15 protein-coding genes are annotated in these 13,504 nt (G+C 42.8%); 7 read left to right on the top strand and 8 right to left on the bottom strand.

All coding sequences use genetic code 11. The features are described from left to right. Nucleotides 1-78 precede the first annotated feature (78 nt). On the bottom strand, nucleotides 79-318 hold the full coding sequence (locus tag NMG88_RS17955) for a hypothetical protein (protein ID WP_227350458.1): 240 nt from the start codon (nucleotides 316-318) through the stop codon (nucleotides 79-81). Between the two features lie 270 nt (nucleotides 319-588). On the opposite strand from NMG88_RS17955, the gene NMG88_RS17950 reads away from it, so the two are divergent. Continuing rightward, nucleotides 589-969, top strand: coding sequence for a diacylglycerol kinase (locus NMG88_RS17950; protein WP_026796262.1), 381 nt, complete (start codon nucleotides 589-591; stop codon nucleotides 967-969). A gap of 113 nt (nucleotides 970-1,082) precedes the next feature. On the opposite strand, the gene NMG88_RS17945 is transcribed toward NMG88_RS17950, so the two are convergent. Then, the gene (locus NMG88_RS17945) at nucleotides 1,083-1,313 is read right to left on the bottom strand and encodes a photosystem II protein, Psb35-related (RefSeq protein WP_026785619.1); all 231 of its coding nucleotides are present in this window, start codon (nucleotides 1,311-1,313) and stop codon (nucleotides 1,083-1,085) included. A gap of 601 nt (nucleotides 1,314-1,914) precedes the next feature. Between NMG88_RS17945 and pedR the strand changes: the two genes are divergently transcribed. The 4 genes from pedR to NMG88_RS17925 all read left to right on the top strand — a co-directional run bounded on the left by pedR (nucleotide 1,915) and on the right by NMG88_RS17925 (nucleotide 4,777). Further along, nucleotides 1,915-2,217 carry a photosynthetic electron transport-dependent transcriptional regulator PedR gene (gene pedR, locus NMG88_RS17940; RefSeq protein ID WP_026785618.1) on the top strand — a complete coding sequence of 101 codons (303 nt, stop codon included), beginning with the start codon at nucleotides 1,915-1,917 and terminating at the stop codon, nucleotides 2,215-2,217. Nucleotides 2,218-2,241: 24 nt separating this feature from the next. Beyond that, entirely contained in the window at nucleotides 2,242-2,553 is a 312-nt protein-coding gene (locus NMG88_RS17935; RefSeq protein WP_042153682.1) for a hypothetical protein, read from the top strand. Between the two features lie 18 nt (nucleotides 2,554-2,571). Beyond that, on the top strand, nucleotides 2,572-3,855 hold the full coding sequence (gene hisS / locus NMG88_RS17930) for a histidine--tRNA ligase (protein ID WP_235751335.1): 1,284 nt from the start codon (nucleotides 2,572-2,574) through the stop codon (nucleotides 3,853-3,855). 457 nt (nucleotides 3,856-4,312) lie between these two features. Further along, nucleotides 4,313-4,777, top strand: a complete 465-nt coding sequence (locus tag NMG88_RS17925; protein ID WP_026796265.1) for an ABA4-like family protein — start codon at nucleotides 4,313-4,315, stop codon at nucleotides 4,775-4,777. A gap of 177 nt (nucleotides 4,778-4,954) precedes the next feature. Here NMG88_RS17925 and NMG88_RS17920 read toward each other — a convergent pair whose 3' ends face one another. Continuing rightward, nucleotides 4,955-5,935, bottom strand: coding sequence for an ABC transporter ATP-binding protein (locus NMG88_RS17920; protein ID WP_430203825.1), 981 nt, complete (start codon nucleotides 5,933-5,935; stop codon nucleotides 4,955-4,957). 221 nt (nucleotides 5,936-6,156) lie between these two features. On the opposite strand from NMG88_RS17920, the gene NMG88_RS17915 reads away from it, so the two are divergent. Further along, entirely contained in the window at nucleotides 6,157-7,023 is an 867-nt protein-coding gene (locus tag NMG88_RS17915; protein ID WP_424053508.1) for a lysophospholipid acyltransferase family protein, read from the top strand. Nucleotides 7,024-7,158: 135 nt separating this feature from the next. Here the strand turns inward: NMG88_RS17915 and NMG88_RS17910 are convergent, their stop codons facing one another. The 5 genes from NMG88_RS17910 to NMG88_RS17890 all read right to left on the bottom strand — a co-directional run bounded on the left by NMG88_RS17910 (nucleotide 7,159) and on the right by NMG88_RS17890 (nucleotide 12,102). Continuing rightward, a complete protein-coding gene (locus NMG88_RS17910; RefSeq protein ID WP_026785613.1) occupies nucleotides 7,159-8,232 on the bottom strand; it encodes a WD40 repeat domain-containing protein in 1,074 nt (357 codons plus the stop codon). After that, a complete protein-coding gene (locus tag NMG88_RS17905; RefSeq protein ID WP_042153692.1) occupies nucleotides 8,229-9,200 on the bottom strand; it encodes a CobW family GTP-binding protein in 972 nt (323 codons plus the stop codon). Before NMG88_RS17905 ends, NMG88_RS17910 begins: the two co-directional genes overlap by 4 nt. A gap of 145 nt (nucleotides 9,201-9,345) precedes the next feature. Next, nucleotides 9,346-10,185: a metal ABC transporter permease gene (locus tag NMG88_RS17900; RefSeq protein WP_227365818.1), complete on the bottom strand. Its 840-nt coding sequence runs from the start codon at nucleotides 10,183-10,185 to the stop codon at nucleotides 9,346-9,348. A 12-nt stretch (nucleotides 10,186-10,197) separates the two neighbouring features. Then, nucleotides 10,198-10,962: a metal ABC transporter ATP-binding protein gene (locus NMG88_RS17895; protein ID WP_026785610.1), complete on the bottom strand. Its 765-nt coding sequence runs from the start codon at nucleotides 10,960-10,962 to the stop codon at nucleotides 10,198-10,200. Nucleotides 10,963-10,971: 9 nt separating this feature from the next. Continuing rightward, the gene (locus tag NMG88_RS17890) at nucleotides 10,972-12,102 is read right to left on the bottom strand and encodes a metal ABC transporter solute-binding protein, Zn/Mn family (RefSeq protein WP_235751337.1); all 1,131 of its coding nucleotides are present in this window, start codon (nucleotides 12,100-12,102) and stop codon (nucleotides 10,972-10,974) included. A 48-nt stretch (nucleotides 12,103-12,150) separates the two neighbouring features. Here NMG88_RS17890 and NMG88_RS17885 point away from each other — a divergent pair, with 48 nt between their 5' ends. Next, nucleotides 12,151-13,389, top strand: a complete 1,239-nt coding sequence (locus NMG88_RS17885; protein WP_254035671.1) for an FAD/NAD(P)-binding protein — start codon at nucleotides 12,151-12,153, stop codon at nucleotides 13,387-13,389. Nucleotides 13,390-13,504 lie beyond the last annotated feature (115 nt).

Here is a 13,504-nt window from a genome sequence, read left to right as displayed (position 1 = left end):
GATAACAGTCTTTATAGGTAAATCCCTCATTACCATCCTGAAAATTACAGGTTTTTGGATCTAAATTCTTAATATAATTTATGGATCGATAAAATATCGATATACCTTTCTGTTCAATTCCAGTCTTTCATTGATGACAAAAATTAAGGATTGTTTTATATGGTTGACATCACAAATATCTTTTGGAGAAAAGAAAACCAAGTATTCTTCTAGCGCCTGTAGCATATCCTCAGACGGTTTCCAGCTAGTCAAAGTCCATTCTTGGAAATTTGTAATCAGTTTATTGACCAGCACTTTTCTTTCCATTTCAGTTGACATAACATTTATCCTTACTGACCGAATTGAAACCTTTACTATCCAAAGTTTTTATCGCTTTACTGCATCTTCATAAATTTTTATGCTATTTTCGCATATTTTGGCTGTCATGTTAAGATTTATCTATCTTAAAAAATAAGCTGAATGAGATTCTCGCCGTGAGTTGAATTTAATTCATCTGTCCAAACTAACGCCGGATCAACTATTCGATTTGCTCTGATTCCAATGGGAGGTTTATTCTTAGGAGTCTTTAAGTAATTTTGATTAATATTTATGAGTAAAAAATTTCGTCCACCCGGCTATCATCCGATCCGAAAGTTTAAAGTTATCTTATCAGGACTCTATTTTGCAGTCGTGTCTGATTTTAGCGTTGCCTATAAGATGATTTTATCTATCTTTGTATTAGGTCTTTGCTTTGTTTTTCGTGAATGGATAGATTTTACTCTGATTCTGTTAGGAACAGGACTGATGCTCACTGCTGAATTGTTTAATAGCTGCATCGAAGCCCTATGCGATTTTATGCAAGAACAGCTAGATGAACGCATTCGGATAATTAAAGATATTGCCGCCGCCGCCGCCGGAATTAGTATTTTGGTTTGGGCTACTATTTTAATTATCGAACTGAGTCATATCTGGAACTCATTGAAACGTTAATTTGAACCCGGTTTCTACTTAATTCTTACAAAAAATACCCCTTCAATTTTCCACTAATTGAGGGGGTAAAAACGTTACTTATTTTTTGTCTTTTTGGCTTGAGGCTTAGAAAATTAATTACTTAAATTATTGCTGGCGTAAGCATCCAAACTATAGGCGGGGACGCGAACAGCGTAGTCGGTTTCTTGGCCAGTGACGGACTGGGCAATTTGCTCGAAGGAGGCAGAATTCCAGTTCCGTTGGTGAATGGGTTTGGTTTGTTCGCCCAGGAAGTAAGCCTGAGTCCCAATCACAGCAGCAGCAACCCAACCGACGATGAATAAAGAGATTAAAACGGTAAACATATTATTTTTCTCCTAAGCTGACTTAGTTTGTTCTTTATGTAAACGATTGTAACAGATAGTTAAAAAATATTGCAATAACTTGACAAATTTTTTTTGGCGTGTTTACCGTACCTGTTTGTGGGGGAGGTAGGAGGAGCAGGGCAGGGCTGTTTCATTCTCTAGGAAAAACTGTGTGACCTCTCCCCCAACCCCTTTTGAGGGGGAGAGGGGGGACTAATTATTACTATTAAACATAAAAAATTATTTATTACTCCCCCTTCCCTACTAGGGAAGGGGGGTGGGGGGTTAGGTCTTAGGGGTTGGCAATGGAAAATGAAACAGCCCTGGGAGCAGGGGTAGCGCGTCCTCCCTCGCTAAGAAGTAATAACCAAGAAGTAACAACCAACAAGTAACAGTTGACAGTCAATGGTTAAGTACAGCCGAAATCAAGAAAAATTAACAAAAAAGTGATAAGCATTTCTGCTAAATTTGACATATACCAGTTATGTCTTGTAAACCCAGAGTTAATTAGAAATTCCTGAGTTTGATCAAATAAAGGATATTGTTGACGGGTTCCCTTTAGAATAATAAATAGGTAGTTATGCAGAAATTGGAAGCTAATATGACGGAAAGCAATTCTCGCAGACCTGTTTCTCTCTCAGATAGAGAAGTGCAAGTCGTAGAGTTAGTGGCTAGTGGATTAACCAATCAAGAAATTTCAGAAAAACTGGAAATTAGTAAGCGTACCGTTGACAATCATATTAGTAACATTCTAACAAAAACTGCCACCGATAACCGAGTTTCATTAGTGCGTTGGGCCTTGCAATGGGGCAAGGTTTGTCTGGATGATATTAATTGCTGTTCTCTACCAGTTGTGACCACTGAGGATGAAACAGAAGTGATCATTTCTTCTTCAGTAGAATAGCAGAAAAAAATAGGTTAATTTTGAATGCAAACAGTTAAACAAAAACAAAAACTTCGCTATCAATTTCGCTGTCCGAAACTTCCCTTAACCGTTTATCGGGAAGTTGCTGCCCATTTACGACAGGTGGAAGGAGTGGACACGGGGTTAATTGCAACTCACATTAGTCACGATCAAATCCCGCCAGAATTTGATTATACCCAAAGTCAAGTGGGTAGTTTATGGATTGAATATGATCACAGCCAAAATCCAGAAATTCGTGAACAGATTGATCAAATTTTGGCGTATTATAATGATCGTTATGGCGTCTGGGAAACAATCGATCCGCCACAGGACTAACGATTAATTGAGAAACCAATGGAACTAATTAAAGCATTACGAGGAACACGGGATATTCTGCCTGATGAAATAGGATATTGGCAATGGGTTGAATCTATTGCTAGGGATGTTTTATTTAAGGCAAATTATCAAGAAATTCGCACCCCAATTTTTGAACAAACGGCTTTATTTGAACGGGGTATCGGGGAAGCGACGGATGTTGTCGGGAAAGAAATGTATACCTTTGTTGACCGAGGTGAACGCTCTGTTACCCTGCGTCCAGAGGGAACAGCCGGAGTCGTTCGCAGCTTTATTGAAAACAAACTCCACGCCACATCTGGGGCGCAACGGTTATGGTATACTGGGTCGATGTTTCGCTATGAACGCCCCCAAGCCGGACGTCAACGACAGTTTCATCAAATTGGGGTTGAGGTGTTAGGAAGTCGGGATGCTAGGGCTGATGTGGAAGTGATTGCGATCGCCACAAATTTATTAAAAACCTTGGGATTAAAGAATTTAAACCTTAACTTAAATTCCGTCGGAAATTCAAGCGATCGCCAAGCCTATCGTCAAGCTTTAGTTGATTATTTAAGCCAATATCAAGACGAATTAGATCCCGATTCTCAGGATCGATTATCCCGAAATCCCTTAAGAATTTTAGATAGTAAACACCCCCGCACCCAAGAAATTGTTCAGGATGCTCCGAGTATTTTAGAATATTTAGGAGATGATTCCCGCGCTCATTTTGAACAGGTTAAACAGCTATTAACGGCGTTAGAAATTCCCTACAGTTTGAACCCTCGATTAGTGCGAGGTTTAGATTATTATACCCATACGGCGTTTGAGATTATTTCTGATGATTTAGGTGCCCAAGCAACGGTTTGTGGAGGCGGTCGTTATGATGGTTTAGTCCAAGAATTAGGGGGGCCAGAAACTCCGGCGGTTGGTTGGGCGATCGGGTTAGAAAGGTTAGTGATTCTGTTACAACAATTGAACTCTATTTCTGGTTCTACCTTAGATTTTTATATCGTTTCTAAGGGAAATTTAGCCGAATCTCAGGCTTTAATTCTAGCTCAAAAATTGCGGACAAATGGCTTTGCGGTAGAACTAGATTTAAGTGGAAGTGCCTTCGGTAAACAGTTTAAACGGGCTGACCGCAGTGGTGCTGTCGCTTGTTTAGTATTAGGAGATGCGGAAGCCGAACAGCAAACTCTGAAGTTAAAATGGTTAAAAACCGGAGAAGAAACAACCCTTAACCAATCGGATTTATTTGATAAAATCGATCAATTTCGCCAACAAATCAAATCTTTAAAAAAAACTTAATCCCCCGTTCCAATGACACTTATTAGAATGCTATCATCAGGGGGCTCCTGATAAATCAAAAACTGCTGAATGGTGCGTTTTGCATAGAGCTTACGCACCTAATAACGGCTCAAAAATAACTTTTAACCTCCGGCGGCAAAAGTTCCCATAATAATAATAGATAGGGCTAAACCTGGGAACAATAAAATCAATAACAGAAAAAGATCGTGAGCATTCATAGCAAAAAGTCAGCTAGATTAACTTGCCCGTAGCATAACATAAATTTCTCAAAAAGCGGATTAAATTAAAAAAATATAGCAACCACGCCTGTGGAGTTAGGAAACCTAGGCGGTTAAATATTTTCCTCCCTATTGCCTATTGCCTATTGCCTATTGCCTATTGCCTGTTCCCTATTCCCTGTTCCCTGCTATATTTTAGAATGAGGATATTTTAACCCTTGATCTGAGAAATTCTGACCATGACTATTGCAACTGATCAAATTTTTAACGTCGCCAATATTTTCGTCCTTCCCTTTTGGGCATTAATAATTATTTTGCCTAACTGGGGAGTTACCCGAAAAGTCATGGAGTCCTATTTTCCCTTTGTGTTGTTAGCCTGCGTTTATTTATACCTGTTTGTTAGTAGTATTACTCCCGAAAATGCCGCCGCTTTATCTAATCCTAAATTATCAGATATTGCCCATTTCTTTGCCGATGAAAACGCCGCAGCAACGGGATGGATTCACTTTTTGGTTATGGATTTATTTGTCGGACGTTGGATTTATTGGGATGGACAAAAAACCGGAATTTGGACTACCCATTCCCTAGCCTTTTGTTTATTTGCCGGGCCGTTAGGATTATTGTCCCATATTCTAACCACTTGGATTAGTAAATTATTTTTCTCTCAGTCTTCCTCTGAAATTAACCCCGTATCCAATTCTTAATATTATAATAAAAGTATTAGAAGGCAACGGGGAATAGGTAATAGGTAATAGGTAATAGGTAATGGGGAATAGGTAATGGGGAACAGATTTTTTCAAATTTAACCCTGACGGTAGGGGTAATTCATGAATTACCCCTACCACGATTGATTTAGGATTGCTATAGTTGAAATATTACCTTTAACCACTGGCATGAATCCCCCTTTCTTTTAACTTCTGCATAAAAAATTCTTCTAGGGTTAATCGAGATAAATTCAAACTCAATAGTTGAGCATTCATTTCTTTTAATACCACAAAAAACGCTTCTGGATCACCCTTTAAATGTCCTTCCCAATAATCTTGATCCCTTTCTAAATCAGATATGCAATTTTGCAGAATATTAATATCTCCGCCTTTTCCTTTAACAATATAGGTTTGAGTTGTTCCCAATAAATCATCCAAAGAACCCATGCTAATTAATTCACCTTCTGCTAAAATAGCAATGCGATCGCAAATTTTTTCCACATCCGATAAAACATGACTATTAAAAAAAACCGTTTTATTTTGTGCTTTTAAAGATAAGATAATTTCCCGAATTTGATACCGTCCCATCGGGTCAAGTCCTGACATCGGTTCATCTAAAAATACCACTTCTGGATTATTAATTAAAACTTGCGCCATTCCTACCCGTTGTAACATTCCCTTAGAATATTGGCGCATTTGTTTTTTAATGGCGGCGGTTTTTGCTAATCCGACTAAATCTAATAATTGGGGAATGCGTTGACGTTGAATAGATTTCGGAATTTGAAATAGTCCGGCGGCAAATTCTAAAAATTCCCATCCGGTGAGATGATCATAAAAATAGGGATTTTCTGGTAAATAGCCTACTCGCTGTTTAATGTGGCGATCGCCAATTGGTTTACCTAATAAGATAGCCGATCCTGATGTTGGGCGAACAATGCCTAATAAGGTTTTTAATAATGTGGTTTTCCCTGCCCCATTTTGTCCTAATAAACCAAACGTTTCTCCCGCATAAATGCTTAAAGTACAGCTTTTTAAGGATTCAATCTTTTGATTCATCCAAAAACCCGTGCGATAAAATTTTCCCAAATTCTGGGTTGCCACCACCGGGTTTAACGAAGACATTGAAGCTGAATCTTTGACCTCGATAGCCCAATTCATAAGCGTTACGGATTAGATACAATATTTAAGCGGTTATATTCTATTTTAATACAACAGAAGAAATTCGTAGTAAGCCCTTTAGGGCTATTCTGAGGGCTAAAGCCCTCACTACGAGAGAAAATCTTTTTGCCCATTGCCCATTCCCTGCTTTTTTGTGGTTTAATTAAGATCAAATTTCCTCAAAACCAGAGTATCTTGACAGAGGCAAAGTTTACCGTTCCGTGATTTTAAACCCCTTCTTCAACAGTAATCCATCTCCCAACCCAAAGGAGAATCCCCGTTTCACCGGTTGGTCATTACAGGATCGTGATCCTGAATATATCCGATCCCTGATGCCGTTTTTGGGTTGGTTCTATGACCATTATTTTCAAGTCCAAACCTCCGGCTGGGAGAATCTCCCGCCCCAAAATAAGATGTTGTTGGTGGGTTCCCATAATGGGGGTTTAGCCGCACCAGATATGTTTATGGGGTTGTACGCTTGGTGTCGTCAGTTCGGAACTGAAAGATTACTCTATGGACTGATGCACCCGAAAGTCTGGCAGGTGGCCCCAGAAGTCGCGACATCGGCGGTGCGTTGTGGAGCCGTTATCGCCCATCCCCGCATGGGAATGACAGCATTGCGACAGGATGCGACGGTTTTAGTCTATCCGGGGGGCGGTGAGGATGTATTTCGGCCCCATGCGTTACGCAATCAAATTCATTTCGCCGGTCGCAAAGGGTTTATTAAGTTAGCCCTGCGGGAGAAAGCCCCAATTGTTCCAGTGATTTCATCGGGTGCCCATGATACCCTAATTGTGTTAACAGATATTTATGACTGGGTAAAACAACTCCATCAGTTAGGAATGCCTTGGTTATTAGGTCTTGACCCAGAGGTATTTCCGATTTATTTGGGATTACCTTGGGGGTTAGGAATTGGGCCTTTACCGAATTTTCCCCTTCCGGCTAAAATCAAGATTCACATTTGTCCAGCGATTGAGTTTGAACGCTATGGACGGGACGCAGCCAATGACCGGGAGTATGTAGATATTTGTTATCAACAAGTGAAAACAGCAATGCAACAGCAACTGGATGATTTAGTCACGCAGTGAAATTCCCTTTCGCAACTATAATTTAGTACAGTTATCAATGATAATTTCTAATTACAGAGGTGAACTGATGACTGGTACAGACGTGCCATCGCGCGTCTCTACTTAGGGCTTGCTGAAAAAGTAACAGAAAAGTGTTCATCGCCTACCAAAACCCTGACCCCGCTCATGAAGTGACCACACGAGTAACTCACCATTAAGTCCTCCGGCGGCAAGATTATGTCCTTGGGGATGCCAGGTGAGGCAGGAGAAGCCATTGGGCGCTCCTTTTAGAGATTGAATCAGGCGAGTCCCTCGATGCCAAAGGGCAACCCAACCATCTTCTGCTGCTGATGCCAGTAAAAGTGAGTTAGGCTGAAAGGCGATCGCCTGTACTGTCGAAGAATGATTCCCTAACATCTGGCTTGCCCAACCTATCTGCTCATCTTGATCGCGTTCCCATACTACGACAGCAGATCCACTAGAGGAGGCTAACATTGGCACGCCAATGCTAGTGGGCATTTGTGACCATGCTAGTTGCCGTACTTTACCAGGAAAGCCACGCATAACCCAGGGATAGGGATTATCCAACTCTCTGACCGCGAGCGTGTTATCTAAATTGCCTGCTGCGATGAATTTATTATTAGGCGACCAAGCGATCGCCACTGTCGCAGAGGGAATTTCTAACACCTCTGGGTCTTCGTCCCAGTCAGTCGCATCCCAGATTCTAGCTCCTTGATAGCCACTCAGTGCGAGATACTTGCCATCGCTGCGCCAGTCTAGATCTAGCACTGTTGAGGATTCAAAGTTGAGCGTTGTTACCACTTCACAGGTGTCTGCATCCCAGATTTGAACGTATTTGCCTAAACTAAAAGCAAGTTGATGAGTTATTTGACTCCAGCAGAGGCACTCAACCCAAACAGATTTGTTTTTTAGGGTAGTGATTAGTTCTGGTACCTCTGACTGAAGCGACCAGATTTTAACCTGTCCATCCTGCCCTCCAATTGCCAGAAATTGCCCATCGTGCGAGAACGCCAAGCAGTCTACAGATTCCCCAGTTTCACCTTGTAGAGAAGTTGCCCCAAAGGTTGGGGCTGCAAATAACGATACTTCGCCGGCCGCAGAACTAGCCGCCAGATTGCTACGATCAGGCGACCACGCGATCGCCGTGACATAATCTGACAAGCCACCTCGCCAGGTTTCTTTGAATTCTAGTTTTGTTTTTGTTTTCATATCAGGCACGCTTTAAACCCTGCTTTTAGCTGTGCTTCATCTAAATTGCGACCAATAAAAACCAATTCGTTTTTGCGGGTTTCATTTGGCTTCCAGGGGCGATCCGGTCTGCCATCAAACAGCATATGCACACCCTGAAATACAAAGCGGTTATTCTCACCCTCAATGTTGAGAATGCCCTTCATACGGAAGATATCGGCTCCTTGATTCCTCAGTATTTCTTCAATCCAGTTATTGATCTTATTGAAATTCAGCGCCCCAGAAGAGGCGATCGCCACTGACCCCACAGTTTGATCGTGTTCGTGGGCATCTTCACCTAAGAAATTGGGGTCAATCTCCAGGGCGCGGCTTAAATCAAAAGCTCCCACCCCCAGAATGCTGTCCATCTCTACCTGAGCATCTTGTGTGCGGTAAATCTTTGCCATTGCATTCATTGAGCGGATGCGCTGTTCTAACGCCTCCAGTTCTTCAGGTGTAACCAGATCCTGTTTGTTGAGCAAAATCACATCCGCAAAGGCAAGTTGCTCAATGGCTTCATCCGCATCCCAGTGTTGGTGAATGTGTTTAGCATCTACGACTGTGACTACAGCATCCAGGCTAGTTTGCGATCGCACATCTTCATCCATAAAGAAAGTTTGGATCACAGGTGCGGGGTCTGCTAGTCCGGTGGTTTCAATCACCAAATGGTCGAACTTGTTGCGCCGCTTCATCAGGTTGCTAATGATGCGGATTAAGTCACCGCGCACCGTACAGCAAATGCAGCCGTTATTCATTTCAAAAATTTCTTCGTCAGCATCAATCACCAACTGATTGTCGATGCCCACTTCCCCATACTCATTGACGATCACCGCAACCTTTTTGCCATGCTCATAAGTAAGGATGCGATTGAGGAGTGTTGTTTTCCCTGCCCCCAGATAGCCAGTCAGGACAGTCACAGGGATGGAACTTGGGATATCGGCAGCAACCATACGCCATACCTCTACTTGTAAGAATAATAATCATTCTCAATTATATACGGAAAAGCAAGATGTGAGGAATTTGATCAAGGCTGCTCTTGAAGACCCCATGCAGCAACTTTGTGTAGAGACGTTGTTGAGACATAAATATCTAAATTCAGTGAGCCAGTGAATTAAAACGAGGTAAAGTCATGGCAACTATAAAAATAGTTAATTGTGTTGTCACAATACTGGGGCCAGATGGCAAATTAAACCAGGCTGAAACCACCATTCCCAATACAGCACTCACTGCTCCTATTGCTGCTGATAGCAATACATAACTTGTAAATGTGCGACTTAGTAGGCGTGCAGCACAAGCTGGAATTACTACAAACGCACTGACTAGCAATACACCGATCGCCTTAATCGAGATTCCGACTACTAGCGATAACAACACAATAAATACTGTGCGATGAGTGGATACTGAAACGCCACGAGCGATCGCTAAGGGTTCATGCAAAGTCAGTAACATTTGTGTTCGCAACGTCAATCCAAGCAACACAATGCAGATGATTAACAATACTGCACTAAAAACTAAATCTAGCTCTTGAACGGCTAAAATATCACCAAACAAAAGATTATTTAGTCCACCTTTGTATTGTCCGACAAAGCTAAGAGTAATGATGGCGATCGCTAATGATGATGAATAGATAATATTGAGCAACGCATCTGTCCATAGGCGAGTGCGTTCTAGCAGGTAAGACACCGCTAAGGCAAAAATCACAGAAAATGGCAGTAGAACCACAGAGGAATTGAGTCCTAATAAAAATCCGATGCTGATGCCTAACAAGGCAGAATGTCCTAGTGCATCACTGAAGAAAGATAACTGTCGTAAAATCGTAAAACTTCCTAAAAGCCCACCCATTATCCCTGTAAGAATGCCGCCGATAAATGCCCGTTGCATAAAGGGCAGTTGAAACAGTTCAATGACGCGAGTGATTTCTGATGGGAAAGACATGGAGATGGCAAATTAATGATGATGTTTATATCGAACAAATTCTGTTCCGTAGGCAGCAGAAAGATTGTCAGGAGACAGAGCCACACCTGGAGTTCCCTGACACAGCAATGTACGATTTAGACAGAGGACGCGATCGCACTGTCGTCGCACCATATCCAAGTCGTGAGAAATTTGCAAAATAGCCCAACCTTGCTCCTGCTTGAGTTGATACAGCAGTCGATAAAACTCTGATTCTCCGCGCACATCTAAGCCAGCAGCGGCTTCATCAAGAATTAACAGTCGGCGCGGGTGAACGAGGCAGTATGCCAGTAAAACTCGCTTCATTTCACCGCCGGAAAGTCCACTAATTAATTGATCTCCCAGGTGTGCCGCCTCAACCCTTGCTAATGCCTGTCGCACAGCATAGTGGCGTTTTCTGTAGTTTGCCCAAGGTAATTGAAACCTCAAAGAGTCCCACCCCAAACCTACCAGTTCTTCTACCGTTATAGGAATGCGGCGATCGAACAGAAAGTTTTGGGGCAGATAAGCGATTTGTTGACGGATGCTGGGTGGCAGAAACCCTTTGGGACTTAGGGGTTGCCCTAGTATAAATACATTACCTGCTTGTCGAGGTAAAATTCCCAGAATGGCTTGCACCAGCGTAGTTTTGCCCGCGCCATTAGGCCCGACAAGCGCAGTGTCTATACCTGCTGACAAAGAAAACGATACATTCTCCACTGCTGCGGTTGTTTCCCGATAAACAGTCAGGCGTTCAACTGCAAGTACAATTTCTTTCATGTAAACCTCCTAAAACCTTACCCAAACTTGCTGTGGCACAACCGCAACAGGCTGTAGTGTCTGTATGGGCACGAAGGATTGAGTTGATTGTCCAGTGAACGCCGTCACCAGAGTTTTGACATTTTTCCGCATTGTGGTGATGTAATAATCGGGTTGCAACGCCTCGTTTCCCCCAGTTTCCATCGGGTCAAACGTGCTAACCCGCACATTCAAATCTTTTGCCAATCCTGCAAAGGCATCTTTTCCACTCTGGGGTTCCGTCAGCAAGGTTTTTAGATTGCTCGCCTTGACGGTATCCATGACCCGTTTTACGTCATTGGGAGATGGGTTTCCTTCTGGCAGATCAACCAGAAATTTGGCTTTTAAGTTGTAGCTGGCAGCAAAGTATGGCGCAAAGTCGTGGTAGGCAACAAATGTCTTACCTGCAAAGGGTTGCAGCATTTTAGTGGTTTCCCCATCTAAGTCTCGCAAGCGCTGAATATAAGCGGTGGCATTAGCAGTATAAATCTCTTTCCCACTAGAATCGGCTGCAATTAGCCCATCTCGAATGTTTTCTACCTGTTGAATTGCCCGTTTCGGATCGATCCAGATATGAGGGTTGAATTCTCCATGAGTATGTTTGGCTTCTTCCTGCTTCTCGCCTGATTCATGTCCATGATCGTGTCCCTCAATAGTTTCAGTGGCGATCGTCTGTACTCCTTGGCTGGAATCAATCACTTTCAAGTTGGCATTTTCAGCGTTCTTAATCAGGTTGTCTAAAAATTCCTCCATCCCTAGACCGTTTTGAACTAAAACATCGGCTTTAGCCAGTTTCTGTACATCTTCTGGCTTTGCCTGATAGTCATGGGGACCTACATTTGTCGGTAGTAGTTGAATAACTTGTGCGCGATCGCCCGCTACTGCTTTGGTAAATTGTGTGATGGGCAAGAAGGTTGTTACCACCTGCAACTCATCTGCTGTTGCTGCCGTTTGAGAAGCATTGGAATTATTTGAGGGGGCATTAGCTGTACAACTTCCTAAACCGAGTGCGATCGCCGACACGACTACAACGGATAATTGACGAACAATTTTACTAGGCTGACTGGATGACAGAGCCGTAGCAGTTGGATTTTCCAATATAGGAGATTCAGGTGCTAACATAAAATAAAATGAGAATGATTATCATTCGTTTATTTTATAACACAAGCTGTGAAAAATGATTCTCTACCAGAATTCATAGACATTGCGATTGTGGGAGCGGGTCCTCATGCCCTAGCACTGGTAGCCCACTTACTGCAAAAGAAAAAGTCGATGCGAGGACGTTTCCTAGTTTTCGACCCCAGTGGCACTTGGATGAGTCAATGGAATCATCAGTTTGCCGCCTTAGAGATTCCTCATCTCAGGTCGCCTGCGGTACACCAGCCCGATCCCGATCCTCATGCACTTCGCACCTTTGCGGCCTCCCGCCCTAACGAATTATTTCCGCCCTACGATTTGCCAGGAACTCGGTTGTTTCAAAATTTTTGTCAGGAAGTGATTCGTCGTTCTGCGTTACAGAGTTGTGTGTATTCGGCTGCTGTTGTGCGGGTGGAACCGTTAAACAATCATCGTCGTCCCCGATTTTGTCTAGAATTATCCAATGGTCAAACAATTGTCGCCCGTAGAGTTGTTATAGCTAACGGGGGTGGAAAACCTCATATCCCAGATTGGGTCGGGAAAATTCCCCAGAATTACCCACCTGAGCGCCTGCTGCATTCTCATGCTATTGACTTAAGAAACTTAACACTTGAGGGTGAAAAAGTTCTGATTATTGGAGGTGGGTTAACCAGTGGACATTTAGCAGTTGGTGCGATTCAACGAGGCGCACAGGTTTTACTCATGTCACGACGAACCATATACGAGAAGTTGTTTGATGCTGACCCAGGTTGGCTTGGCCCTAAATACCTCAAAAATTTCTGGGCAGAACCAAATTTACAGATTCGCTATTCTATGATTCAGCAAGCACGCAATGGTGGCTCGATGACTCCTGCTATGCTGACTCAACTACGGCGTTTAGAACACGATCAGCGTGTTGTGTTTTATGAGCAGTGTCAGGTGTCTAAAGCCCAATGGAATGCTGATAGCTGGCAGATTTTTTGTGATCATCCAGCTATACATGAGTGCATTCACCATCAGAATATCAATCGCATTTGGTTAGCGACCGGAAACCAAATAGATGCGACAAACCATCCCTTGCTTAAAAATGTTCTAGATATTTATCCCACCGAGATTGTGAACGGATTACCTGTTGTGGATGAATACCTGCGCTGGCCTTGTTGTGAGCTATTTGTTATGGGTGGTTTAGCCGCATTGCGGGTGGGACCAACGGCACGAAATCTATCAGGTGCAAGGATGGCGAGCGATCGTATTGTTCGAGCACTGACAAAATCCAGTATTTCACGGGTATAATCTTGTCAGCATCAGGGTCACTGCTCGATCTGCTCATAAAGTTTACTCATAATCTCAGTGAGCAGGTCGATATATTCAACGGTAACAACATTTTTACCGACTCATGCAAGGTTTT

The organism is Planktothrix agardhii, assembly GCF_904830935.1.
GTDB lineage: Bacteria > Cyanobacteriota > Cyanobacteriia > Cyanobacteriales > Microcoleaceae > Planktothrix > Planktothrix agardhii.
The sequence above is the reverse complement of the archived record's forward strand: the minus strand, read 5'-3'. Positions and strand labels throughout refer to the sequence as shown.